Source organism: Streptomyces sp. NPDC007901, assembly GCF_042959465.1.
GTDB lineage: Bacteria > Actinomycetota > Actinomycetes > Streptomycetales > Streptomycetaceae > Streptomyces.
Window position 1 is genome coordinate 1 of sequence record NZ_JBIBKW010000044.1, and the last position, 24,075, is coordinate 24,075.

Below are 24,075 nucleotides of genomic sequence, written 5' to 3' on the forward strand. Positions count from 1 at the left end.
GCTTCACCCGGCCGCTGCGACGGCCAGGAGTCGAAGGTCTCTCACCCCCGCTCGACTTCAAGCGCCTCGTGGCGCACATGCTTCTCAGCCCAGTCGATCCCGCAGGTTGCGTGCACCACGCGATCCTCCCAATGCGTCGCTGTCCGTCGGCATCGAGCCGCGGCAGGGCCACCCGGCGACCTAATAGAAGCGCTCGCGGGCGCACCACCCCATCAGCCGTCCGTGGCCCCAGCCCTGTTCAGGGTCCTCGCTCTCGTGAAGAGCTCGTGGGCTCCGGCTGATCGGGAGGTGATCCTGAACATGGCTCGAACCACGGCAAGGTACGGCCGCTCGAAGAGATACGGCAGAGGCTGGAACCCGTCCCTCTTGTCGAAGCGCTGCGGGCGCTGCGTATATCCCAGACGTCTCGCCAGCCCCTGCCTGGATCGGCCCAACGGCCGACTCGCTTGCCTATTAGGCGTACTCATCGCGTGCGAACCGTGCCTACCTGCGTCGGCGTGGGATCCGCTGCACGATTCCGGAACCTGCCGACCAGGCTGGCCACCGCAGGCGCCGGGGAAAGTCCGGCGGACGGCCTCCGGTTTTCGGCCGGGAGGACTATAAGGCCCGGCATGCGGTCGAGTGCGGGATCAACCGGCTGAAGCGGAACCGGGCGGTGGCCACGCGGTTCGACAAGCTCGCTGTCCGCTTCGAGGCGACCGTCCTCATCGCCGCGATCAACGAATGGCTGTGACCTGCCTGAAGTGTCAGCCCCGCCCTGCCGCGCCGGCAGCGGGGCGCTGTATGTAGGAACTGTTCGGGTTTCCCGGCTCGGTGGCGGTGTTGGGTCTCGTGGCCTGCTGGGATGCCGCTGGACGATCTGTGGGCAGGTCTGGGAGTGAAATGCCCCCGCCGAGGCCGGCGGAGGCGGGTGATTCACGAGTCGGTGGGCAGGTGTTGGGTGCTCACTGGTGTTGGTGGCCGTAGGTCTTGGTGCGGTTCATCATGTCGCGCAGGTTCACGGGTGCGTTGTAGCCGAAGGTCTGCTCGAAGGACTGGTAGCCCTCGGTCGAGGACGCGGCGCTGCGGGGCAGCATCTGTTCGGCGAAGGTGTTGAACGCCGTGTCGATGTCGGCCGGTGTGGCGGCGATGGCTTGTGCGAGCTGGGCGCCGTCGTAGAGGGCCCAGTTTGCGCCGTCGCCGTCGGGCGGAGTGAGGTGGGCGGCGTCGCCGATGAGCATGATGCCCGGGACGCGGTCCCATGTGTGTTCCAGCGGCAGTCCCCAGATCGGGCGTGCGACCGGCGTGGTCTCGCCTCGGGTGACCAGTTCGAGCAGCTCAGATGCCCAGCCCTGGCCCAGTTGTTCGGCGACGAGCGTCAGCGCGCGCTCGCGGTCGGAGAAGTCGACCGACTGTATCCACTCGAGTGGCTTCTTCAGTACGACGTAGGTGTGGATCACGTCGTTCGCCTCGCGGTGTCCGAAGATTCCCCTGCCCGGCTTCATCGCCAGCATCGCGCCGCTGCCGACCAGTGCGGCGCTCTGCGGGTGGTTCTTGTCGACGTCGTGGAGGAACGTTTCGACCCACAGGGTTCCCAGGTACTCGGGCATGGCCCCGTTGAGGGCGCCCCGGACCCGCGACCAGGCCCCGTCGGCGCCGATCAGCACGTCGGTTGAGACCGAGGAGCCGTTGGTGAAGTTGATCGTGTGCGGCCGGTGGCCGTCTCCGGGGGTGACCGAGGCGATTTTGTGGTCCCACTGGATCGTGCCGTGGGGCAGTGACTCGATCAGGATCCTGCGCAGTTCGCCGCGCAGGACCTCGGGGTTGCTCAGTTCCCCGTCGTCGGGGATCTCGCCGACGAGTTCTCCATCGGGGCTGAGGAATCGCATCGCCTCGGCGCCCATGTTGACGATTGAGCGGAACTCGTCCATGAGCTGGCACTGCTGGAGGGCGACCTGGCCGTTGAAGTCGTGGATGTCGAGCTGGCCTCCCTGGGTGCGTCCGCTGGGCGATGCCTCCGCCTCGTAGAGGGTCGAGGCGATGCCGTGGACGTGTAGGACGCGGGCGAGGGCGAGTCCGGCCAGTCCGGCTCCGGCGATGGTGATCGGTCCGTTCACTGTGTGGCTCCTTGAGTTCCTTCGATGGGCCTCGGGCGACTTCTGGTCTGGGTGAGTCCGGTGACCTGGTGGGCCCCGACCCGGGTCCTTGTGTCGCAAAATTATTATGTCACATAACTATATTAGGGTGTCGTAAGGTACCGGGGGCAGCGAAAGGTAGGCCATGTCAGAAGCTGAGCCGGGTGATCAGTACGAGCACGTGCTGGGCAGCCTCACGGCCTTCACCGCCATGCAGAAGGAACTGGCACGGGCCTTCGCCCGCAGTGCGCGGCTGCACACCACCGACGCCGACGCCATCGTGCTGATCATCGAGGCGGAACAGCGTGGCCGACCGCTAACGCCAGCACGCCTCGCCGAACGCGTGGGCCTCTCGCCGGGTGCGACCTCGATCCTTCTCGGACGCCTGGAGAAAGCAGGACATGTCGAGCGCGCACGGGAGGACTCCGACCGGCGGATCGTGACCCTGCGCTCGACCACGACGATCAACGCCGCTGCCGACACCTTCTTCGAACCGCTGCACCGGCAGCTCGGTCAGGCGCTGGGTGAGTTCACCACGGAACAGCTCGCCCTCATCATCCGTGCCGCCGACAATCTCCGCACCACCATGGAGACCTACCTCCGCGACTGCGAATCGGCCCCGAAAGACTGACCACTGAGGCGGCCGAGCGTAGCGGGGGTCAGCGGCACGTCCGGCGGACTACGGGCTATGCGTCTACGCCCCCAGCCCTGCCGCGGGCGCCCGGCTGCCTCGCCACCTGATCACGCGCCTTCGGTTCCGTACGAGGGACGCATGCCGCCAGGCGGCTCCGGAAACTGGAAGAAGTACCTGCCCAGCAGGTTGACGTGGTGGCGCACGATCGGGAAGAGACGTGCCACGTTCTGGCCGCGGACCTCGAAGCCCTCGGCGCGGAGCTGGGTTGCGGTTACCTCCATTGGTCATCTGAAAGATCCCCTCGCCCCACACCGAGATCATCACGGCACGAGGCAAGACAAGGACCCCAGTTCTAAAACACGGCCTAGGTGCCGGTCGGCTCGGCGCCGTCCTGCGTCAGGGCGCGCAGCAGAGTCCAGCCCGGTGCTTGTTCACGGGGACTGACGGCGGCTGTGAAGACTTCGGGAAAGTCGAAGATCGGTTCGCCACTAGGCCGGCGAACATACGGTACGAATCCGTAGTCCACGCCGTCGTGGGCGTCGTAGCTCATCCAGGCGATCACTTCACGCTCGCCCTCGCGCAGTGGGTGGTTAGACACTGCTCGCGCCTGAACGCTGTCGCCGATATCGAGCCAGACCTGGGGGACGGCGAAGACGAAACGGGATGTGTGGTTCTCCCGGGCCTTCTCGGCCGCGCGCTGCTCGAACGCCGCGGCCGTGGGCTCGTCGCGCAGGTAATCGTAGTCGGACAGCACGAGAGTGTGGTCGCCCTGCAAGGCCACCATCGCTGGGCAGTCCAGTTCGAGGATGGCCCGTTCCAGTCGGTGGGCAACGTCGAGCACCAGGTTCTCGGTGTCCTGGTTCACGTCAGTGGTCACTGTCCTGCGGCGGGTTATCCCTGAGTTTGAAGTCGTGGTACACGCCCATGATCTCCACGGAGACGCGGTCACCGAGGTGGGCCAAGCGCAGCAGAGTGCGGCTGGTGTGGCTGTTCTGGCGCCGTGCTTCGCGGCTGGACCGTTCAATTACTTCCGTCCCGTCCAGCGCTTCCAGCTCTGCGGCCAGCTCTTTCACTGTGGCTCGGGCTTGAGTCAGATCGATCTTCACTGTCCCTACCTCCAGGCTCCCCCGGCAGTCTCCCGTATCCGGGACGCTTGCGGAGCCCGGCGCCGCAGTTCAGCTGCCGCCCGGTTCGATACTGGCCTTGATGTAGTCCGACAGTTGGTGGATGAGGTGGTTGGCTGCCTGGACGGCCAAACACAGGATAGCGACACCGGCCTCGATCCCGGCCCTGTGGAGATCCAGTTCTCTCAGCACCGCCATCGCCTCGCTCAGCGTCGCGATCTTCAGCGGCTTGGGAGCCACGATGTCCAGCAGCCAGCAGTAGACGCCCTCGTCGCCATCATCCACAAACTCGAAGGTGATGGTCATCTCCTCCGGTTTACCTACCATCCCAGCGGCCTGCGCGGCCTTAACCAGGAGGGACACACCGTCCTCCTGGCCCGGTTGCCGGGGGTCCCAGGCCATCCCGATCGGCGGGGAGTCAGCGCGGAGCGCAGAGACGGCGCCGCCAAAGCTCGCGTCGACTTCATAGGTGACGACGAGTTCGATCAGCCAGGCACGGGCCGCTTCCTCGTACAGGACGAATAGGTCCACCAGCATTCTCCTTCCTGTGTCGATGGGGTGAAGGGCTGGCTCGCCCGGTGCCGGCACTGCCGTCATCGAGCGCAATGGCGTGAAAATGCCTGAAGGTGAGGGGGCACGGCACCTGTGTGGCCCTCTCCCGGCCGTCCCTGCCCGGGAGAAGGGGCGACCGGCGGCGGGGAATGCAGACCAAGCCGCCGCGCTGAGGTCTAGGGGGCAGGGCGACCGAGCTACCGGCCGAGTTCGTGATCCACAGAGGGCTGGTAGGGCTTGGTCAGGCGCGCCATCACACACGGGGGGGCGGCGAGACCGGTCATCGGGTGCGGTCGGGGCTGCCTGAGTAACTCAGAGCAGCGTCTGTGTCCCTTTGGGCAGGCGGCAGTGCGCGTCACCGGGGAATCGGCCGTGCTGGTCAGGCCAGACGGCTTGCCAGACCGGCGGGGTGATGCCGTAGGTGGCATGGATGATGCCGAGTTCTTCCGGCCGGCTAACCGGGCGGAGCTGGAGTGCGAGTCCGTCCTGAAGGACTCCACCGACTTCCAGTCCGTCTCTCGGGGCGAAGCCGCCGTCGGCCAGCACCGTCGCGAGGACGTTGAGCAGGCCGTGTGACATCTCGGCGTTCAGCCCCGACACCGCGAGCTCATAACCGCGGTCGGGGCGGGTGTGCAGCCCGATGCTGTAGGCGAAGGGCCGAGCCCCGGTTGCCGGGTCGCCGTGAACGTGCTGCACGGCATAGCCGTGCTCGGCGATGATCCTTACCACGCGGTTCAGGTACGGGGCGCCCGCTTGTCATGGTGCCTCCGTCAGGGAAGTTGGAGTGTCAGTGCCGACGCAGGACCGTCAGTCGCCGGTGGGCTGTGGACTTCAGGTCGTCGTCGATGCCTTCGAGCAAACGCAGGCCGCGGGCGCCGGGCAGATTGCCCTTCAGTCCGGAGGCGGCGCTGGGACGGATCGGCGCGTAATGGTCCAGGTAGTCGGTGACCGCCTTTTCGCCTGCGTAGGCAGTGCGGCCGGCGCGTTCGGCCTCGTCCGTGAAGAGGCTGTGCAGCCGGTCGCGTCGGGCCTCGCGAGTGCGTGTTGAGCGGGCAGTGGCGGTGTCGTCCAGTGGCCAAAGGGTGTCGATCAGCTGGTCGAACTGGTTGATCGCGAGGTCGGTGCGGGCCAAGGCAGTCTCCTCGGCGGCCCATCGGTCGTAGTACTGGACGGACAGACCGAGAGTGCGGCGGGCTTCCTGAATCTGGTCGGTAGCGTTGCGGGTGTGCCGCACCGTCCAGCGTGTGAGCGCGTCCTGCACGGCAAGTCGTTCGGTGTTCCCACAGACTGGGCGCCAGGGGGTGACCACGACCTGATAGGGGGAGCGTCCGTCGTGGCTGTTGATGGCCACGATGAACGGGATGACCTGATCGTTGATGCCGTCCGCATCGACAGTCACGTGCTGGGGCAGGCGCAAGGCGACGAAGACCTTCTTCCCGCTGCGCAGGGCTCCTGCTGACTCCCACATCACGCCGGAGTCGTTGACCAGTTCCTGGAGGAATTCGAAGGCTCGGCGGTTCTGGATCACCTCATAGCCTCTGCCCACGACACCCAAGGAGGCACCGGTGTCGGTGCGTACGGTGTGGAACAGGCCCTCGTCCACACGAGTTTCACCGTTCCACGGGTAGCTGGCAGGGACCGTCTCGACCTGGTAGTCGATGCCCCCGAGCTCCAGGACCTTGTCAATGTCCCCGGTCCCTCCGGGGATGACATTGCCGACGTTGTGCCATGCCGGGACCGAGGAGTACAGAGCAGCAGTACCGCGGGAGAGGTCGAGTCCATGCTGCGGGACGCCGCGGGCGCTGAGGATCTCTCCAGCGTCCCAGCCCGTCAGCACCCGGTAACGACCGTCGGGCAGGCGCTCCACCGTTCCGGCCGCGAGGCGGTTCTGGAGTTCGCTCTCCCAGTCACGCGCAGCCTTCATTTGATCCGCGCGTTCGGCAGCGAACGCTTCGTTGACATCAACAGACATGCAAAATCCTTTCTCCGATACCGCCGAGCAGCGGCCTATAAAGTCTTCAATCGGGCCACGCAAGAAACTTTAAAAACTAGCTGAATGGATCCTGTTACATAACTACGGGCAAGAGAAGAGCCGAAATGGCGTGAAGCTTCTTTATTTCCCGCATCGAACGGGGATGGATTTTCAGTAGACTCGCCCTATAGGAATAGCGGAAAACCACCCGTGATCTCTCCATATCCTGGGAACTCCATGCCTCCCGTAGCAGCTGACGCCCGGCTGCGCCGGCCCTCCGGGACGAGAGAAGTTCTCGAAACGGCTCTGCCAGGCCGACAAAGTATCCCTCCGATCGTGCGGGCGGGCATGCATCCTTGTGGCTTTTCGGGCTCGGGGGCCCTCTCCCGGGAGAGGGAGATCAGGAGAGGGCCAGCCCGCCCCTGGCGAAGGGGGCGGGTACCGGCAGCGGGGAATGCAGGCGCAGCCGCTACCGGAGTCCAAAAAATGGGCGCAACGTTGCGCCGCCCGTCCGTAATGCCGCACCCCATGGCGTTCCAGGGAATTCTTCGCCCCGTCTCCGGCCGAGCGCAGAGAACTCGCACTTGGCGGGGGCTGCGCAGCCCCCGCCACGGCGTGGGCGCGGACCTACAAGACGGACTTACCTCCTAGTCGATACCAGGGGCCAGAGACAAGTAGGCGCGAAGCACTGCTCGTTCAACCTCGATTCTTCAGCGGTAGTGAGGGCATGACTGGCCTGTCGGTTCGCCCTTTTTGTTCCGCGTGATCGCGGGCAGGGCCTTCGCGTGTCGCTGCGGCTGCGCCGGGGTTCCACGGCACCCGGAGATGGTGGGGGTCCACTCCTTTCCGTGTCTCTTCGGACCTGGTGGGCGAGGCGTCAGGTGATGGCGGGCAGGGTGGTCAGCCGGTGCCAGCAGGTGGTGAACGCCGTCGCCCAGGGCCAGGTCCGCTCGATCCGCAGCCAGCGGCGGCGGGCGGGGTCGGCGAGGCGGGCGGGCAGGCGGTAGAGGCGGAAGCGCACGGTGTCCGGCTCGGCGTCGGCCAGGTCGTCGAGGTCGTACAGGACCAGCAGCCGCACCCACGCGTCGAGATCGACGGCAGTACCTTCGCCAGCGCGTTCGTCAGCCCCGTCCGGTCCGCACACCGGCGCAGCAGCACCGCCCCGGCATGCCCGACCAGCCTCTTCCCAGCAGCCACCACGGACAGCCGACGGTCCCACCCTGTACTCTCGACCACCAGAAAGGTGCCTTGCTCTCGCAGCGGATACGACCTAGACACTCGCATCCTCGCAGGTCAACGGCACCTTTCTGCTATCGGGGCGTCAGATCATCCAATTCCACTGAATACCCAGGGTCAACCGTGGTGGCTGCCGTCCTCGCTAAAGCGAGCGGGCAGGGTGGTAACGGTCACAGCGCGGGCTTAGTTACAACCCCGGCTCACCATCAGTGACTCCCTCGTCACTGTCGCGCTCCCCGTCCGCTGCGGCAGAAGTCGAGCCGAACGTTGCCGGATCCACGATCACCCGTACGCATGCGGCCGCGGTGAACAGCATGGGAGGCTCGTTCGTAGCCCGTGAGAACAACCGATCCCTGCTCGTGCCGGACACGGTCGATCACAAGGCCGGCGTATGAGCTCTGGTCATCACCGCAGCTGGTGAAGTGGTCCGCGATCTCGCCGAGCAGATCGTTCTCGATCTCATGCCTCTCGATCACGCTTTCTCCTCTCTAGACCGAGACGACGACGAGCAGGGCGCGCCCCGTGGAGCACTACGTCCTTCCCTCGCCGGTCCGGTGGGTCCTACTGGTGGCCGAGCAGATGTACTCACCCCATTCGTCATGCGCTCGCTGGCCGGAGCGGTCCCAGATGAGTGGCTCACCACAATCCGTGCACACCCCCGCTGGCGTTCCGGGTTCATGCCTTTCAAGATCGGTCATTGAGTAATCCGATCTCCGGACGGCGATACCCCAAAGGGGAGAAAATCGGGCTACGGCCGTCCGGCTAACGTCGCGGAGTCTTGGTGCCTCCGGAACCCGACATTGAGTAGGACGCCGGGGACCCTTCGTCAGGCACCCGGAAGTGTTGCCACGAGCATGCGAATCAGATTCTTTTGCCTGGTCGGTCCCCGCCGGACGGCTGCCGCACAGCCGCACTACGCGGGAGGGGAGGACCGGGGCATGGACGTGGTCCACGAGCGATGCGCCGGAATCGACATCGGCAAGGCGGACGTGAAGGTCTGCGTTCGCGTCCCGGGGCCGGGCAAGCGCCGCCGCAAGGAGATCCGTACGTTCTTGACGATGACCGCCGACCTGCTGGCCATGCGCGACTGGCTGCTGTCCGAAGGCGTCACGGTCGTGTCGTCGGCATGGAGGCGACCGGCGCGTACTGGAAGCCGGTGTTCTACCTGCTGGAGAACGACATCGAGTGCTGGCTGCTCAACGCCCGGCACATGAAGAACGTCCCGGGCCGCAAGACCGATGTCGCGGACTCCGAGTGGATCTGCAAGATGGTCGAACACGGCCTGGTGCGGCCCTCGTTCGTGCCGCCGCCGGCCATCCGCCAGCTGCGGGACCTGACCCGCTACCGCACCGAAGTCATCCGCGAACGCACCCGCGAGGCCCAGCGACTGGAGAAGCTCCTCGAAGACTCCGGGATCAAACTGTCCGCGGTCGTCTCGGACCTGCTGGGCAAGTCCGCCCGCGCGATGCTGGAGGCCCTGATTGCCGGGGAACGCGACCCGCACGTCCTCGCCGAGATGGCGAGGGCGAGCATGCGTGCCAAGCGTCAGATCCTCGCCCAGGCGCTGACCGGCCAGTTCACCGACCACCACGCCTTCCTCGCCCGGACCATGCTCGGCCGCATCGACGCGGTCACTGCGACCGAGGCCGCCTCAGCGAGGAGATCGCTCGCCAGCTCGCCCCGTTTCGCCGCCAGATCGAGCTGCTGACCACGATCCCGGGCGTCAGCACCCGCTCGGCGGAGATGATCCTGGCCGAGATCGGCGCGGACATGGCCCGCTTCCCCTCGGCTGCCCACCTGGCCTCGTGGGCCGGGATGTGTCCGGGTAACCACGAGTCGGCCGGCAAGCACACCTCCGGCAAGTCCCGGCCCGGCGACCCGTGGCTGAAGAACGCGCTCGGACTCGCCGCCACCGCCGCGGCCCGCAGCAAGAACACCTACCTCGCATCCCGCTACAGACGCATCGCCATCCGCCGCGGCAAGAAGCGGGCCCTGGTCGCCGTCGGCCACACCATCCTGACCTCGATCTGGCGCATGCTCACCAACGACGCCGAGTACGCCGACCTCGGAGCGGACTACTTCCTCCAACGAACCGGCCGGGCCCGTCAGACGCGGCGCCTGGTCAGCCAGCTCAACATGCTTGGTTATCAAGTGTCCCTCCAATCAGCGGAACAGGTCTGAACTGCGATGTTGGGGGATTTTCGAATCAGATTCCTTCCTGGTTCTTGCAGTGCTCGGCGTTGTTCTGCTTGAGGTCCAGGGGGCGCAGCGCGTGGCGGTCGACGTTCTCGGCCTTGATCTCGGCCTGCCATCCGCCGACGCCGTACTCGGGGTCCGCAACCCACAGATAGGCGGTCTCCGGCGTCCGCCGTCGGACTGTGCCAGTGAAGGTCACCGAAGTGTCCAGGGGCATTCCCGCGGCGTCTTCGAACCACTCGAACCGGTGCTCATCTCCCACCTTCAACTCGGTGAAGGGTGACTCGATGAAGGTGGTGTATCGGAAGTTTGTGGTGCCCCACAGGACTTCCCGCACTGCGCCGTTGTCGTAGCGGCGCAGCGACGCCGTCTTTTTCTCAGGGTCGATACCAATGAGCAGGCCGCCGACCTTATCGTCCGGAGGCAGAGCTGTGAGGATGTGCGCAACCATGTGCTTGCCGATGTACTCGATGAGTTCATCAGTAGATTTCGGAGTATTGATCCACTTGTCGATGCGGAACTCCATCGGGAAATCCCTCCCTGTACAGGGACATAGAAAGGCGTCAGCGCCCGCTCCGGAATCGCAGAGGCTGACCCCTGGTAAACCCACACGCGCCGGGGCACGCTTGGGTGATCGAGGAAAGATCACAGCATCTGCCTGCGCGCCGTCTTTTTCTTGCGCCTTCAGTGGTTGTGTCCGCCAGACTGTTCCACGCCGTCCAGGTCCGGTGGCTCGCAATATTCGACGTCCGACTCCGGGGAGATAATGTCGCCTGACTCGATGTCGGTGCAGTAGGCGTCGAACACCTCGCCAGCGGTGAGGGGGCGAAGTCCGCCTTCGCGTATTCCCCAACCGTAGACACGATCAGCCATACCGGGAGTGCTGGTACGCATCACCAAACCTCCGACGCCGTTCCGCGCGATACCGAGTGCGAGGACCGCGGTGAATTCCAGTGTTTCCCGCTCGTTGAGTGGTGTTCTGCCGGCGGCGTTGTCATCGGCGTGCAGGACGGAGACGAGGGTTTCCGGCGCGGCGGAGGTGCTGCAGACGAGATGACGGTTTCCTGGGGCAGCGGTGTCGATGATGCGCGCGAGCAGGTCCGTGGCGCGAGCGAAGGCTGCGCGGGCGATGTCTTCTCCGCAGGTGGCGCAAGATCCTATGCGGGCGAGAGCGGTGAACGCGTATTCCCAGGTGGACTGGCGGACAGCATCGTCGATGAGATTGCGGGCCAATTCGGCCAGCGACTGCCCCTCGTAGGCAAGGGTGGGGCCGCTGGTGGCGAGCTCCGCGGTGTAACGGGTACGACTGGCCAAGGCATCAGGATCTAGTCCCATTTCGGTGCAGAACTCGGCGTACTCCTCAGGGTCGAAGAGAGCGATGGTGGTATGGCCGCCGTCCGTAGCGCAGGCCCGGAGGACCGATTCCACCTCACTGAGATATGACTCGTAATCTTCAAAGGGAAAAGTACGGTAGCGTTGCATTGCAGTGAAGTCATGCTCGTCCGTGAGCAGACCGATGGTGCCGGCGATCTCACGTCGCATTGAGTTGTGTTTTGTGGATGCCATGGCGGCCCCCTGTAGGTGTAGGTAACGGGTACGCGGATGATTCCGAGTTATTCCGAGCAGCAAGCTCTCCGCGGCCGAAGGCCATGCCAGCCATCTTTTGCGGCGCGCATGTTAGGCCCATCTTGGATGTCTGGACCTCTCATGGAATTGCCTTGGTCGAGGTGTGGTTGCGGCGGGGCTCGAACCCGCGACCTCAACGGCTTATAAGACCGGCGCTCTACCAACTGAGCTACGCAACCGAGTAGATAGGCCGCGCTCCGGTGAGGTTCGGAGCGCGGCGCGAGGGAGGGAATGGAATGTGGGCGCCCGCTGGCCTTCACAAGCGCCCGTTGACAGCCGTACCGGCTGAGGCGTCGGGGCTCTCACTCAAATACGGCGCCCCGCTGCGCCCGAATCCCGATCAAGCGTGAACTTATCTGCGAGAATTTGAGGGGAGCTATCCAGAACCGACCCGATTACATACAGAGAGTGGACCCGACCGGATTCGAACCCGCGACACACTGCGTTTTCAGGGCACCTGCTCTGCCGCTGAGCTACGGGCCTGAGTGTGATGTTCCGTGGCAAGCGTGCTTATCTGCGCGGACCACGTGTGCTGGTACCCGCGATGCGTTCGGTGTGGACGACCCAGGTGACGGACTGCACGGCGCTGGGAAGTTCACCGAGCCGCAAGGCGGCCTCCCGGTAGCAGTGCGCCAGCAGGGCGTACCGACGGGCGCTGCCCAGACCCCTGTCGCGGTGCCCGTACGTCTCACCCACTGCGACATCGTGTGCGTGGCGGTCGATCACTACCGCGTCGGGATCCTGCGGATCGGCGATGCAGAGGAAGAACATCCCTGTCTTGCGCTCCATGGGCAGGACACCCGTGGGGTCCTCGCCGGCCATGATCCTGGCGACCTTGCTCAGAGCGTCCTGTACGTGACCGGAGGACAAGCCGGTTTCGCAGGCTTGGCGAGCTAACCGGCGGTTCTCCGACCAGGTCTTGTTAGCGGACAATGCGGCGATCACGCCCGCGCCTGTTCGTGCGTCGCCATCCGTGATCAGTGAGGCCAGGTCGTGGGCGTTGCGGTACCACGCCCGCCCGCGCTGGAGTTGCTCCGGAGTGGCGGCACGCCACGTGGCAATGATGTTGCATACGTAGTGTTCGCGGGTCTGTTCGGGTGGGTCGACGGAGATCACGACATGCCTCCTCCCTGAAGGCGTAAGTGAGATGAGGAGCCTCATCGGCGCCGGGCAGGCTCTGAACGGCCGTACGCCTTGGCGCTGCCGAGACCGGCAGTGGTCGGTCCACAGAAAGCAGCGACTGTTCCCCCGCCCGCTGCGATCTCGCAGATTGCCCAGGCGGGGAACGCAGAAGCGCCACGCGTCGGGCCGATCCGCGTGTAAGGCACCGGCCGTTCAGGCCTGCCAACTGAGCGCGCTGCACTCCAACCTGGTAATTGCCGACCGCGGTTGGCGAGGTGAGGCAGGCCATCGTGGACCGGTCCTGAAGAACGGGGCCCGTCACCGACGGGTATTCAGCCTTGGAAGGCAGACCGCCGCGATGCAGCCCCCCTACGGCGGGGCCGGTCAACGTAATGGCGTACCGTCACAGGCGTTCCGCGATGTCCGGGTGAAGTTCCTCCCGGGACACGATGCGCTCGGGCTCCAGTTCCTCGACAAAGCGCTACGCGCCTGTGATTCGCCGGTACGTGATCGTCCCGGCAGGCTGTTCGATCTGCCCGCCCTCGGTCCGGATGGGAGTGGTCCACTTGCTGACCACGACCCGCTCGCCCTCACGGTTGCTGTTCACGTAAGCCGTGGCCTGGATTGCCTTGCCCCGGTAGTGCGTCATCTCACTCACGGTGATCTTGTAGAATACGGGGACCAGGTAGGCCATGTTCTCGGTCGACTCACGCCCGGTTCCCTCCCACTCCACGGTCACGAGCGGGTACGCATAGAACCGCCTGACGATCGCCGTGCGACCGTCTCCGTCAACGTGACGAACACGCCGACCGATCTTGATGTCAAACTCCTCGCTCACGATCTTGTCCTCTCCTTCGGATCGCGTAATGGTCCAGGGGCGCAGCCCGGCATGGCTGCGCCCCTGGCATGGACCCGCACCCCCTCCGGGTGGGGGGAGTTGAGGGAGTGCGGGCGTCTTTGTGGATCGGCCGCGCTGAACGCCTCGCGTCGGGATCCAACGCGAGGAAGAGTCACAGGCGGCTCACCGCGTGGAAGACGGCCGCGCGCTACTGCGGCCACCAGGCACCGATGAGCCCTACGGATGTCTCGGTGCCCTTGCTGTCACCCTCGTAGGGGTCTTCGTACCGGCCACTGAGCCAAGAATGCTCGGGTACGGCGTCGCCGACGGGGAACAGCGACAGCCCGGCTGCTCCGGTCCGGTCGATCCTGTCGACGGCCCAGGCGATCACGTCGCCGTTCCAGTCCTCCGCGTCGTACTCGTCGTATGTCTCACAAGCCTCAAGTGGCGGCTCGATCAGTCGGGAGTCTCCGTCCATCCACGTGCCGCCGTAGCGTCCGCCTGTCGGGGTGACCCCGGCGCGGGTGCGGTAGCTCATGACGCGACGGGTGACTTCGATCGTGTAGACCATGATCACGCCGCCTGTTCCACCCCTGAGGCTGGGCTGCCGTTGTACGACGTGGCCCAGCCCTGCTGAACGCTGTAGCTCTCGCTGTAGTCCATCCACAGCGGCGCGAAGTCCCCCTGTGCGGGTTCCTCGGACCTCTCACGGCGCGAGTCCGAGCCACGACTGGTCTGGGCCGGTTCCGCTGTGGGGTGGCCGTCATAGAGGGACCAGCGCCAGCCTCCGGGCACCTGTGCGGGGGCGTAGGGGCGCCCCCACAGGGTGTCCTGCGGAAAGCTGTCGGAGACCGGGCAAGGGCATACAGCCGCCCCTGATGACCGGATGTGGTCGGGGAGTACTTCACGTCCGGGATGACGACATCCCCGGAGCTCAGCACCCAAGCTATGGGGGTCTGGTAGCTCAAGACGGTGTACGTGATCTCGTCCCCGTCCGCTCGGTACCTCTCCCGCCAACTGGACGGCAGCCAGTGACCGGGCGGAAGGCAGTAGCCGTCGACCGCGCCGAAGGCGCCGTAGGTGCGGAATGGTTCGCGACGGGCCAGCGCCTCTCGCGCTGCCCATGAGTGCGTGGCAAGCTTCTTCACAGGTCCTGTTCCTCTCCAAGACACGGGACCGTGAGGGCCACCAAGGCGCCAGGCACCAAATCGCAGAGATGGGTGCCACGGGGCGGCATCCCCGCAGGCGACGCTTGGGGCCCTCACCTGCGGGGTGAGCGCCCAGAGTTGGCTGGCTTCACCGCCAGCCCTAGAGCGAAGGTCGCCGCACCGCCGGCGGGAATCATGTGGGTTGTCCGAGGGCAGCGGCTGTTGTCAACGCCGCTGGCCGGATGGAACTCCCGCCCGCTGGGCGGTACCGCCCCAGCCCCCTTCGCCCTGCGTCGCGCTGGGGCCACGGCGGCCATCCGTCAAGCGATGCCGAATTGAAGATCGCCTAGAAGGTCGTTCTTGTCGTGGCGGACCGCCCAGCGGTGCATGCCGTCTGCCCGGTGCGGATGGAACGGCGCCCAGTGGGTCGGCCGCACTCGCAGGAACTCCCGGGCCTCGTGCTCTTCGATGGACATGATCATCTCAAGGAGAGCCGCGTACAGGTCCTCGTCCGTGCAGTCCTTGACCACCAGCGGGAACTCCGCGTACGTGGTGATCTGCTCGGGATAACCGTCCTGGGCCTGGTCCCGGTTGCTGTTGCGTGCCGGGTAGTCCACGTGGACGACGATTGTTCCCTCGAACCGCTTGGAGTGATCGCGGGCGGTGAACGTCCATCCCGGCTTGTAGATCACGTCGTCAACCAGCTCAATCGCGCTTTCGGTCTCCATAGTCCCTCTCCAACGGGTCATGGATGCTCCGGCATGAGCACCCCAATCAGCGCACGTACAAGACGCGCGCTGAAGTGGAGCTCAGTCGAATGTGCCGTCAGCTCACCAATCACGGTCATCTCCGAAGCGGCCGGAGTCTCGCCTCACTGAAAGACCCGGCGAGCGCACGCCGCGCCATGGACGCGCGCTCGCCTGGTCTGGCAGTCACTGCTCTCCGGGCACTCCTAACAGGGAAAGAAATCCGCCCCATTCTGCGTTGCCGTACTCAGCGACCAGCCAGGCGATGATGCCGCCCAGCGTGAGAAGTACCGCCTGCGAGGCGACGAAGTGCAGCCCGTTCCGGAGACGCTGGGTGTCCGCGTACCAACGGACTTCGGCCGCCACCGAGCAGCCGAACAGCCGAGGGTGATACTCGCGAGGAACACGGCCCAGCTTGGGGTGAGTCCGGGTCATCTGCACCCGGTGCCCATCAGTGTGGTGCTCTATGATCTTCTCGAAACGCCATGCCTCGCCCACACGCGGGCCGGTCACCATGTGCAGCATGGTGCCCGGCGCGACTACCGACGCGGTGGCGTCATGGATCAGCTGCATGATCCCTCTCCTTGATCATGTGTCTGCCACGGACGGGCGACAGTCCGGACATGGTCCGGGCTGCGCCCATGCCACGTGGCAGCTCAGTGCGACCCAAATATCAACGCGAGCACAATGCCGCTGAGAGTCGTGACGAACGGCAGGCCCCTGCCGACGTAGTAGTAGATCTTTTCTTGCGTGGGTGTGGTTTCATCGAACACCGTCATGATTTTCTCCGTTCATGAAAGCGCGGTACTCTCACTTAAATACGGCAACCCGGATAGCCCAATTACCGATCACGCGAGAGTTTCCGTAATTCCGTTCCGTCCAGGAAACTGGAAACGGCCGGACGCGTCACCTCAGTGGACTGCGCCGCCCGTAACGCACGCTCACCTAAATACGGATCCCGAAAACCCCCGATTACCGATCACGCGGGAGAATTATCGAAGATCCATTTTTAGACATGCGGCAGGGCGGTCCGCCGCGTCCGGGCACACGTGTCGGCTGCCTATCAGGACAAGAGCCCTCAAGCCTGCCGCTTCCCGTCCGGAATCAGGGCGGGAAACGGCAGGCTGAACTTCGCTCATCAGGCTGGCGCCGTAACGTGCTCTCACCTATATACGTGCCACCGAATCGCCCGAATACCGATCGCTGGAAGGAATTTCAAGATTCTTTCTCGGCGGAAAAATGGGCTGGCGAATGGCGGAGCCTACCGCACGTTTCACATTCAATGAGTCACGAGAGCTGCGCCGATCGGTTGCTGTCCTAGCGCGCCGCCAACCACGTGTACGGAATGGCCACCTGACTTGATTGCTGCACATGGCACCACCGCTCACACTGCCGTGTACAACGACGTGAAGGTCCCCAGGCTTTAAGCCTGGGGACCCCTACGGTTCCCCGCTATCAGTCAGTGTGAGGCAGCTCAGCGCTGCGGTAGATCAGTTCGTCGCGCACAGCGTCAAGAGACGCTGTTAACTCTCGCCATTCCTTGGTCGCAGCGTCACGGGCGCGCTGCACCTTGGACGACGAATGACGTGGTCCGCCGTACAGATCTTGCGCGGTTCGTCCGAGCACGCTGGTGCGGCCGAGATCATCCGCCTGTTTCGCGATGCCCAGGATCGTACTCAGGACAGGGAATTCACTCCCGTCGCCCCACGCGGTCCGGAAGATCGTTTCACTCTGCCCCGACAGATACGGCGTCACTGCCAGAGTGGACAGTTTGTCCGCGTGCGGGATTCCGCGCGTGATCTGTGCGCCCGGAGCAACGTCTACCGGCTCCGGTTTGACGTCCAGCCGGTATCCATTGCGCGCGGCAGCATCGCGAACAGCCCAGTATTGGAGCGTTTTGCGGGTCACGATGATCGTTTCCCCGTCCTTGCGAACGTACTGCCATGCGCACGCTTCGCGGGTTTCTACCGAAACGGCCGAAACCTCGCATGTTGCGATGATTTCACGGAGCCGTTTTGCGAAGATCAGAACGGCATCCTGCGTGACGTCGTCACTCACGTCATCCGTTCCGTAAAGTGCCGAACCGCTACGCGCTGCGGTGGCACTCCCGTCCATCCGCTTACGGGACCGCGTGGAATCGACTGTGCGGCAGTACCCGCGCGCGATCCTTTGAAGTTCCGTAAAGTCCTCCGACGTCACCCGCTTCATGTCCTCTGCCGTGACGTCACCCACAGACCTATTCGCCTGCATTCCCTTGACGGGAAGATCACTCACGGTCCTCTCCGATCGCTCGTTGACGCGTACCCTCTGTACCACGTCCTTACCCTTCAATTCTCGCGCATTCTCGCCTCAATTCAAGACTCACCACTCGGTTTTCCTAATTCTTTACAAGAATTCGAGAGTGGCTAGATAAATCAACATCACCGAGAAAGGAGGGCGCCAATGACACGCAAAGAAATGGCCGGACAATCAACACAGGTAAATGGAGGCGCCGGCGAGAATCAAGAAAAGCAAGGATATAGCGAATAGGAAATCAATAGAGTAAATGAATTAAAACACCACCGCGCCAGATATACCCTCTCACTCGGCGACCGTCCCGTCTGTTGATGTGCCTACCTGCACCTGAGTTGCGCACAGCTCAGGAAGGGGCCAAAGGGCTGCCACCTGCCCCAAGGAGGTGGCTCGGGGCTACCGGCCTAGTAGGCAGATCAATTGGAAGATGTACTGGCACTGAAATTGGAACTCCAATGGGCGAACACGTTAGGTTATCGCGATCTTGCTTACTGCGCCAAAGTAGACCCACAGCACCCACGTTGACCCTCGACCTACCTTGTCTAGCCTCGATCTTGCATGAGGGTCTGTCAGCTTGCTGACGGATCCTCTCGGCTCGTTCGGAGCGGATTTTTCTGCGGGTGGGCGAGCTCATGGCCCGGCTGACGCGTCGGGTGGGCGCCGGGTTCCACGGCTCCGGTTTCGGTGGTGCTGCTCGCAGGGGTGGCTTCGTTCACCTCAAGCAGCAGCGTTTGTTCATCGTTTCGGGAGGCGGTAGGGAGTCCGCAGCGGCGTGGATGTTCGCGAGAAATGAAGTCACTGGTCGGGCCGATCGGGGTGAGATCCCCTGGGCGACCCGGCCGCTGGGCCCTCCTTCTCATCCTGATCTCCAGGCTGTTTCGCGGGCGTGAACGGGGCGAGGGGCCAGCTGATCCAGTTGGTTCTGGTAGGACTTGCGGGCGCCCGGCGACGCTGATGAACCAATCAGAGAGACCTTCCGTAGTGATCGCTCGAGCGGGGTCGGCAGCAGGACTGCGGTGAGGTACCGACCGCCTCCCCGGGCAGACCCGTCCACTGTTCGTGTCGGCCCACGGGGCTCGCCGATGCGGGCGGCATCGCGTGCGGATCACCCTTGGTGGTCTGCCCGTCGGGCTCGCAGTAGCGCCTTCCTGGCGGTCTCCGCTGCGGGGCGCCGAGTCCGACAAGATGATTCTACGAAGAGGAGCGAGGAGCTATGCCACCCGAAATCTCCACTGCGCAGCAGCAAGCTTGGGCGGAAATGGCAGAATTTGGAAATTTCTCTGCTTGGACTCCGGAATACCTGGAAAGAGCGTGGTCCGAAGGTCAGGGCCCGTCAGGAGAAAGCGATCGCCGACTCTGTGACTATTGGCTTCGTCACAGAGATGCTGGGCAACGCCCGACCCCACCACTCCTCTCGGAAGAAGGAACGAGGGCCTTCCGTGAAGAAAGTCGTGATCGCTATCTATATGCTCAGTCCCGCCTTAGCGAGCGGGGCGAAACACTTGAGAATCTCGACAATGAAGATCGGTTCCTGTTGGACATCAGCAATGCGGCTAAAAAACTGGGTTCCCGTGTGGCGGAGTATGGAGAAAACAGCCTCGTGGCCCGTCAGGCTCTGCGAGTCGAGTACCACGAAAGGTCTTATCGTCTAGGCCCCCGATGTGACCCGCCGCCGCAGCCATTTCCGAGGGTGGCAGCAGCAAAAGAAGCAGCCGCCGCGAATGTGTCTGTGTTGGAATTGAACCCTCCCTCCCCCCAGTCATCCAGGGGCAGGGGACGGGCCGTCGACTCTGGCGGCGGACCGGATCAGCCCACTGCAAGCCGGCACAACCGGCACCTACCAGCGGATACTCACCGACCTCACCTTCCACGCCCACTTCGACTGCTGCTTTGCTGGCTATTTTGAGGTGTATTGGCCACAGATGTGTTAAGGGAACGGAGGCGTTCCGACCGCCTAGGAGGAGGTTGATTCCCGGACTGCTGGCCGTCCTGTCCCGGGCCCGCCGCATAACGGGCCGTGTTGGCGTTATCGGGCTGGTATGCAGGGGGTTGTTCAGGTGGAGCAGTCAAGGTACTATTTCCCGGCGATCCCAGCCATGCCGCATCGCGCGCATAATTAAGATCAATTGCAGCCTCGATCCTGGTCTTATATAGGCCTGCGGAAAATGCAGCCTCAACATCCTCTCGGAATCCTGGGGTGCGATCGTGACCGACTCGTACGATTTCCCTCTCATAGAGGGCGTCCTGCACGGTCAACCCGCGATCCACGTGCCGAATTATTTCTTCCTTGCCTGATATGATTTCATCCCGCATGCCCGGGAACTGGGTGAGAAGCGTCTGGAGGCGAGGATCCACATTGTCGGCAGCATAGCGTTGCTCGGCCTCGTCAATTGCGTCGTCTATACCCATCTGAGGGATCAGCGCCACAATCTCGTCATGCCTTTCGCGGGCAACCGTTTGATACCTATTCAACAGTTCCGCCGCATCTCCGGGCCCCAGTTCGCCATCCTCAACCATCGTCCGTGTCTGCTCTGCAAAACTGTCAAGAAATTCTTGAATTCGGGGGTCAACGCCGTCAGTTGCAGGCATAAGCTCTCCTAGATCGATTGCAGATGAATCCTCCGTCAGGTATAGGTAACGTCTCGCGCCTGAGGATGGTTCAATGTCCAGCGCGCCAGCGCTCCACGACCTGCCACATACCGGGCACTCCCCGCTTGCTCGCCATGCTGAATCGCGATGACTCGTTCACGGGGCTTCTGACACGGCAGCTGTAGTTCTTGATCACGGTTGGTCGTGACGGTGCTGTCGTTGCTGGTGGCAGGCGGTCGCGACGGCTTGGTGATGGCGTCGCCAGGCGGTCCAGTGCAGGACGTGCTCGCGGTCGCGGACGGGTGGCGGCAGCACGAGGGCTCGCAGGAGCCGGATGAGTTCGGGGCAGCTCAGCGGGACGAGCGCGGGCTCGTCCTCGGCGGCGTCGTGGACGGCGGTGGCCGTGAGAGCAAGGACGGCGGCGATCAGGGAGAACAGTGACCAGCGCATCCAGGAGTTCCAGCAGGTCACCTGGCCCTGGTCGAGTCCGGTGAAGCCCTTGGCGAGTTGGAAGGTTTCCTCGATCCGCCACCTGCGACAGATCACGTCCACCAGCGTGCCGAGCGAGACGTCGCCGGGAGCCCAGCAGCGGAAGTAGGACACTTCACGGGTGTAGCGGTGCCGCCGCGCGACCAGCACACTCGTCCCGGGCTCCTTCTCGTTCCGGTTCTCGTCGGGAGCGTCGTCGGGGCGGACATCGAGCCAGGCCCAGTCGTACTCGCGGGTGCCCTTGGTGCCGTGTCCGGTCTGCCGGCGCATCCACTGCCCTGGCCGCACCTTGTTGATCATTTTGCGGGCCTCCCACCGGCGTCCGGTCCCGTCGATGACCTGGTAGGTGGCGGCGACGCCAACGGTGTAGCCGAGCCCCAGCGCCCGTACGCCCCGGCGTAGTTCGCGCCCGCAGTACACCTCGTCGCCCGCGAACCAGCGGGCCTTGAGGCCGGCGGCGAACGCGTCGGTGGCCATGGCCAGCGCCTGCTGCGGCTTCGTCGCGAAGGCGGTCTCCTGCGGCACTCCGGCGACCTCGCGGCGTTCCTCGTCCGCAGCCCAGTCCGCCGGGAGATACAGGGCCCGATCGATGATCACCTTCGTCGTCGCGGTGACCGCCGCCAGGTGCACCGCCGCCTGGCACACTCCGACACCGCCGATTGCCCCGGAGTATTGCCGGCCGGCGCCCACGCAGTCCGTGGACGACTTCGCATCCCCCGTCTCGTCCGCCACCAACACCACGCTCTGACCGGCGAGTTCACCGATCACGAGGCACGCGATCTCCTGCCGGGCCCGCTCATGGTCGAACCGGGCGCGCGAGAGCAGGTGCTGCAGCCGGTGCGGGCCCGGATGCCCCAGAACCTGCGCGAGCGTCCAGCAGTTCCGAGTGTCCACCTCCAGCAACAGCCCCGCGACCAACTCCGCCGCCGTCGCCCGGGCTTCACGTCGCGCGAAGCAGCCCGCGACCGCCCGCATCGCCCTCCCGAACACCTCGCCCCACGCCCGCTCGGCTATCGTTGCTTCCACGGCCACCGCGTCTTGATACGTCGTCACAAACGTTCATGATCACGGTGGCCGTACTCATGCCCACCCCCGCCCCGGCGACCCGCTGACCAGCCCAGACGCTGGAACTACAGCTGCCGTGACTGTGCCTCGTCTCGCTGCGTGAATAGTGTCGGCTCTGCGGCGGACTGGCGCCTCCATCGCGATCGTTCTCCGGTGTCGGCCAGTTGTGAGACAGGTCAGGATGCGGGGCGGGGGTGGATCGCGATACACCGGTAGATGGGTAGGGCGCATTCGCCGGAAGCACGTGTCATCTTGACCCTGCTGTCGTCCGTCCTGGTCGCGGACGCGCTGAAGTGGCTCGCTGTCTAACGGCCCGCCGTCTGTGAGGGCGGCGGGCGGTGGAGTCGGAACCGCGTGGTGTCAGCCGGCCTTGGCGGGGGTTTCGGCCTTTGCCCGGGTGGCGGCGAGGCGGTAGGAGTCGGTGCCTGTCTCGATGATGCTGCCGTTGAAGGTGAGGCGGTCGACGATGGCCGCGCAAAGGCGGGGATCGGTGAAGGTTTTCGTCCAGCCTCCGAACGACTCGTTTGAGGCGATGGCGACGCTGTTCTTCTCCTCCCGCTCGGTCAGAACCTGGAACAGCAGCTCGGCGCCGTGCCGGTCCAGTTCCATGTACCCGAGTTCGTCGATGCACAAAAGGTCGACGCGGCCGTAGCGGGCGATGGTCTTGTTCAACTGCTTCTCGTCGGCGGCTTCAACCAGCTCGTTCACCAGCTTGGTGGCGAGCGTGTAGCGGACGCGGTAGCCCTTCATGGTGGCCTCGGTGCCCAGGGCGATGAGCATGTGGGACTTGCCGGTGCCGGAGTCGCCGATCAGGCAGAGCGGCTGTCCCTTCTTGATCCACTCGCAGCTGGCGAGGGTGTTGATAGTGGCCGCGTCAACGTTGGGATTGGCGTCGAAGTCGAAGGCCCGTAGTGACTTCTCCCTCGGGAACCCGGCCGCCTTGATCCGCCGCTCCGAGCGTCGGCGGGCCCGGTCGTCGCACTCCGTCATCAGCAGCTCGGCGAGGAAGCCCCGGTAGGTCATCTGGTCCTTGGCGGCCCGGTCGGCGATGTCGGCGAACTCGTTGCGGATCGACGGCAGCCGCAGCAGACGGCAGGCGGTGTCGATGGCGGCGGTGGCGGCTTGCTCGGTCAGTCCTCGCTGGCGAGGCAGGGTCACTGTGCTTCTCCCTCTCGGTGGTCACCGCCGCTGGCGCGACGTCGGAGCAACTGGTCGTCGGGCGTCACCGAGGGCAGTGGCCTGGTGTCCGGCGGCAGGTGGGACAGCTTCCACTCGTGCAGGAACGTCACGGTCGCCGACGGCTGCCCGGTGGCCAGCGCAGACGAGGTGGCTGGAGCGGGTTCGTCCTCGGTCTGGGCGGCTTTGCGGGCCTCCAGGGCGACCGCGTCCGCGGTCAGGGCCCCGGCCCGCAACGCGGTCGCCAGACCGGCGACCAGGTACTCGTGCGGGATGTGCCGGGCCATCAGGAGCACCTCGATCAAGGCCCGGGTGCCCTCGGTGTCGCCGTGTGCCTTGACCGCTGCGGCCCACCAGGCGTCATGGACAGGGGTGAACTTGTCGGCGGAGCGGGCCTGATCGAGTGCGGTCGCGCCGGGGAAGGCGCCTGGCTTGCGGATCAGGGCTTCGAGGTAGTGGTCCAGTTCCAGGCGGCAGCTGCCCTTGGCGATCAGCCGCTCATGGCGGGCCGCTTCCACACTCTTGTCGTAAACCACCAGGTGAGAGGCGTGCAGCACCACCCTGACCCGCTTGCCGATCAGCCTCACCGGCACCGAGTAGCGGTTGGTGCGGACCGCGATCTGGCTGTACCGGTCGACGCGAGGCGTGAACACCCGCCCGGTCTCGAACAGCTCCTCGGGCAGCGGCATCAGCACCGGCCGCTCGACCTCGAAGTACTCGTCGATCGTTCGCGGCCGGGACCCAATCCGGCGCCGGCCGTCGTGCTGGTCCCACTGCTCGACCAGCTCGTTCAGCTCCGACAATGAGGCGACCTCGGGAACCGGGGTGAAGTGGTCGCGCCGAAAATAGCCGATCTGCCCCTCGACCCCGCCCTTCTCGTGGGCGCCGTCGATGCCGGGCCGGCAGTAGAAGCTCTCGAGCCCGAAGTGCGACTTGAAGGCGATCCACCGGTCGGTCTCCACCCTCGCCCGGCTCAGCCCCAGCACGCGGGCGACGGCAGCCTTCAGGTTGTCGTAGCGGACCTTGCTACGTGGGACACCGCCCAGCGTCCGCAGGGCGTGCACATGCCCTTCGAAGAAGGCTTCCTGGCCGCAGGAGGCGAAGACGCTTCTCTGCACCAACAGACGGAGCGCGGGGCAGACAGTTCTATGCGGTG

At 64.8% G+C, this 24,075-nt stretch carries 23 protein-coding genes, 1 tRNA gene and 2 pseudogenes; 3 read left to right on the top strand and 23 right to left on the bottom strand.

All coding sequences use genetic code 11. The features are described from left to right. Window positions 1–457: 457 nt before the first annotated feature. Window positions 458–733 (top strand): annotated as a pseudogene (locus ACFZDK_RS53465) (IS5/IS1182 family transposase); the annotation flags it as partial. 211 nt (window positions 734–944) lie between these two features. On the opposite strand, the gene ACFZDK_RS53470 reads toward ACFZDK_RS53465, so the two are convergent. Continuing rightward, the gene (locus ACFZDK_RS53470) at window positions 945–2,096 is read right to left on the bottom strand and encodes an FAD-dependent monooxygenase (protein WP_390986083.1); all 1,152 of its coding nucleotides are present in this window, start codon (window positions 2,094–2,096) and stop codon (window positions 945–947) included. Window positions 2,097–2,259: 163 nt separating this feature from the next. On the opposite strand from ACFZDK_RS53470, the gene ACFZDK_RS53475 reads away from it, so the two are divergent. Further along, window positions 2,260–2,745: a MarR family transcriptional regulator gene (locus tag ACFZDK_RS53475; protein ID WP_390986085.1), complete on the top strand. Its 486-nt coding sequence runs from the start codon at window positions 2,260–2,262 to the stop codon at window positions 2,743–2,745. Between the two features lie 110 nt (window positions 2,746–2,855). Here the strand turns inward: ACFZDK_RS53475 and ACFZDK_RS53480 are convergent, their stop codons facing one another. The 8 genes from ACFZDK_RS53480 to ACFZDK_RS53515 form a co-directional block, all read right to left on the bottom strand. Next, window positions 2,856–3,029, bottom strand: a complete 174-nt coding sequence (locus tag ACFZDK_RS53480) for a hypothetical protein (RefSeq protein ID WP_390986087.1) — start codon at window positions 3,027–3,029, stop codon at window positions 2,856–2,858. Window positions 3,030–3,112: 83 nt separating this feature from the next. Continuing rightward, the gene (locus ACFZDK_RS53485) at window positions 3,113–3,613 is read right to left on the bottom strand and encodes a hypothetical protein (RefSeq protein ID WP_390986090.1); all 501 of its coding nucleotides are present in this window, start codon (window positions 3,611–3,613) and stop codon (window positions 3,113–3,115) included. Between the two features lies 1 nt (window position 3,614). Continuing rightward, window positions 3,615–3,854 carry a hypothetical protein gene (locus tag ACFZDK_RS53490; protein ID WP_390986093.1) on the bottom strand — a complete coding sequence of 80 codons (240 nt, stop codon included), beginning with the start codon at window positions 3,852–3,854 and terminating at the stop codon, window positions 3,615–3,617. A 69-nt stretch (window positions 3,855–3,923) separates the two neighbouring features. Next, a complete protein-coding gene (locus ACFZDK_RS53495) occupies window positions 3,924–4,403 on the bottom strand; it encodes a hypothetical protein (RefSeq protein WP_390986096.1) in 480 nt (159 codons plus the stop codon). A gap of 333 nt (window positions 4,404–4,736) precedes the next feature. Then, window positions 4,737–5,153, bottom strand: coding sequence for a DUF4262 domain-containing protein (locus ACFZDK_RS53500; RefSeq protein ID WP_390986099.1), 417 nt, complete (start codon window positions 5,151–5,153; stop codon window positions 4,737–4,739). A gap of 58 nt (window positions 5,154–5,211) precedes the next feature. Next, window positions 5,212–6,396, bottom strand: a complete 1,185-nt coding sequence (locus tag ACFZDK_RS53505; RefSeq protein WP_390986102.1) for a DUF932 domain-containing protein — start codon at window positions 6,394–6,396, stop codon at window positions 5,212–5,214. A gap of 877 nt (window positions 6,397–7,273) precedes the next feature. Continuing rightward, window positions 7,274–7,474, bottom strand: a complete 201-nt coding sequence (locus ACFZDK_RS53510; RefSeq protein ID WP_390986106.1) for a hypothetical protein — start codon at window positions 7,472–7,474, stop codon at window positions 7,274–7,276. A gap of 379 nt (window positions 7,475–7,853) precedes the next feature. After that, window positions 7,854–8,108: a hypothetical protein gene (locus ACFZDK_RS53515; RefSeq protein WP_390986109.1), complete on the bottom strand. Its 255-nt coding sequence runs from the start codon at window positions 8,106–8,108 to the stop codon at window positions 7,854–7,856. Between the two features lie 462 nt (window positions 8,109–8,570). Between ACFZDK_RS53515 and ACFZDK_RS53520 the strand changes: the two are divergent. Continuing rightward, a pseudogene (locus tag ACFZDK_RS53520) lies at window positions 8,571–9,813 on the top strand (IS110 family transposase). A 25-nt stretch (window positions 9,814–9,838) separates the two neighbouring features. On the opposite strand, the gene ACFZDK_RS53525 reads toward ACFZDK_RS53520, so the two are convergent. The 14 genes from ACFZDK_RS53525 to ACFZDK_RS53590 all read right to left on the bottom strand — a co-directional run bounded on the left by ACFZDK_RS53525 (window position 9,839) and on the right by ACFZDK_RS53590 (window position 24,037). After that, the gene (locus ACFZDK_RS53525) at window positions 9,839–10,354 is read right to left on the bottom strand and encodes a hypothetical protein (RefSeq protein WP_390986112.1); all 516 of its coding nucleotides are present in this window, start codon (window positions 10,352–10,354) and stop codon (window positions 9,839–9,841) included. Between the two features lie 158 nt (window positions 10,355–10,512). Beyond that, entirely contained in the window at window positions 10,513–11,394 is an 882-nt protein-coding gene (locus ACFZDK_RS53530; RefSeq protein WP_390986114.1) for a hypothetical protein, read from the bottom strand. Between the two features lie 164 nt (window positions 11,395–11,558). After that, window positions 11,559–11,633: transfer RNA gene (locus ACFZDK_RS53535), tRNA-Ile, on the bottom strand. Window positions 11,634–11,964: 331 nt separating this feature from the next. Beyond that, window positions 11,965–12,570, bottom strand: coding sequence for a hypothetical protein (locus ACFZDK_RS53540; protein WP_390986117.1), 606 nt, complete (start codon window positions 12,568–12,570; stop codon window positions 11,965–11,967). A 487-nt stretch (window positions 12,571–13,057) separates the two neighbouring features. Continuing rightward, on the bottom strand, window positions 13,058–13,414 hold the full coding sequence (locus tag ACFZDK_RS53545; protein ID WP_390986120.1) for a hypothetical protein: 357 nt from the start codon (window positions 13,412–13,414) through the stop codon (window positions 13,058–13,060). 208 nt (window positions 13,415–13,622) lie between these two features. Next, window positions 13,623–13,985 (bottom strand): hypothetical protein, encoded by a 363-nt coding sequence (locus ACFZDK_RS53550; protein ID WP_390986122.1) that lies wholly within the window; start codon window positions 13,983–13,985, stop codon window positions 13,623–13,625. 897 nt (window positions 13,986–14,882) lie between these two features. Beyond that, window positions 14,883–15,290, bottom strand: coding sequence for a hypothetical protein (locus tag ACFZDK_RS53555; protein ID WP_390986125.1), 408 nt, complete (start codon window positions 15,288–15,290; stop codon window positions 14,883–14,885). 204 nt (window positions 15,291–15,494) lie between these two features. After that, the gene (locus tag ACFZDK_RS53560) at window positions 15,495–15,881 is read right to left on the bottom strand and encodes a hypothetical protein (RefSeq protein WP_390986128.1); all 387 of its coding nucleotides are present in this window, start codon (window positions 15,879–15,881) and stop codon (window positions 15,495–15,497) included. 83 nt (window positions 15,882–15,964) lie between these two features. Then, window positions 15,965–16,087 carry a hypothetical protein gene (locus ACFZDK_RS53565; protein WP_390986131.1) on the bottom strand — a complete coding sequence of 41 codons (123 nt, stop codon included), beginning with the start codon at window positions 16,085–16,087 and terminating at the stop codon, window positions 15,965–15,967. Between the two features lie 676 nt (window positions 16,088–16,763). Then, on the bottom strand, window positions 16,764–17,366 hold the full coding sequence (locus tag ACFZDK_RS53570) for a hypothetical protein (protein WP_390986134.1): 603 nt from the start codon (window positions 17,364–17,366) through the stop codon (window positions 16,764–16,766). Window positions 17,367–19,460: 2,094 nt separating this feature from the next. Beyond that, window positions 19,461–20,189, bottom strand: coding sequence for a hypothetical protein (locus tag ACFZDK_RS53575; RefSeq protein WP_390986136.1), 729 nt, complete (start codon window positions 20,187–20,189; stop codon window positions 19,461–19,463). Between the two features lie 192 nt (window positions 20,190–20,381). Then, a complete protein-coding gene (locus ACFZDK_RS53580; RefSeq protein WP_390986139.1) occupies window positions 20,382–21,710 on the bottom strand; it encodes an IS701 family transposase in 1,329 nt (442 codons plus the stop codon). A gap of 393 nt (window positions 21,711–22,103) precedes the next feature. Beyond that, complete coding sequence (gene istB / locus ACFZDK_RS53585; RefSeq protein WP_390986142.1) at window positions 22,104–22,901, bottom strand: IS21-like element helper ATPase IstB; 798 nt, start codon at window positions 22,899–22,901, stop codon at window positions 22,104–22,106. Continuing rightward, complete coding sequence (locus ACFZDK_RS53590; protein ID WP_390986159.1) at window positions 22,898–24,037, bottom strand: hypothetical protein; 1,140 nt, start codon at window positions 24,035–24,037, stop codon at window positions 22,898–22,900. The genes istB and ACFZDK_RS53590 overlap by 4 nt, the downstream gene beginning before the upstream one ends. Between the last annotated feature and the right edge of the window lie 38 nt (window positions 24,038–24,075).

Excerpts from the sequence above, each read along its gene's own strand:
- ACFZDK_RS53475 (WP_390986085.1), top strand. The coding sequence starts at position 2,260 with ATGTCAGAAGCTGAGCCGGGTGATCAGTACGAGCACGTGCTGGGCAGC.
- ACFZDK_RS53505 (WP_390986102.1), bottom strand. The coding sequence starts at position 6,396 with ATGTCTGTTGATGTCAACGAAGCGTTCGCTGCCGAACGCGCGGATCAA.
- ACFZDK_RS53575 (WP_390986136.1), bottom strand. The coding sequence starts at position 20,189 with ATGCCTGCAACTGACGGCGTTGACCCCCGAATTCAAGAATTTCTTGAC.
- ACFZDK_RS53550 (WP_390986122.1), bottom strand. The coding sequence starts at position 13,985 with ATGGTCTACACGATCGAAGTCACCCGTCGCGTCATGAGCTACCGCACC.
- ACFZDK_RS53560 (WP_390986128.1), bottom strand. The coding sequence starts at position 15,881 with ATGCAGCTGATCCATGACGCCACCGCGTCGGTAGTCGCGCCGGGCACC.
- ACFZDK_RS53530 (WP_390986114.1), bottom strand. The coding sequence starts at position 11,394 with ATGGCATCCACAAAACACAACTCAATGCGACGTGAGATCGCCGGCACC.
- ACFZDK_RS53565 (WP_390986131.1), bottom strand. The coding sequence starts at position 16,087 with ATGACGGTGTTCGATGAAACCACACCCACGCAAGAAAAGATCTACTAC.
- ACFZDK_RS53525 (WP_390986112.1), bottom strand. The coding sequence starts at position 10,354 with ATGGAGTTCCGCATCGACAAGTGGATCAATACTCCGAAATCTACTGAT.
- ACFZDK_RS53480 (WP_390986087.1), bottom strand. The coding sequence starts at position 3,029 with ATGGAGGTAACCGCAACCCAGCTCCGCGCCGAGGGCTTCGAGGTCCGC.
- ACFZDK_RS53555 (WP_390986125.1), bottom strand. The coding sequence starts at position 15,290 with ATGGAGACCGAAAGCGCGATTGAGCTGGTTGACGACGTGATCTACAAG.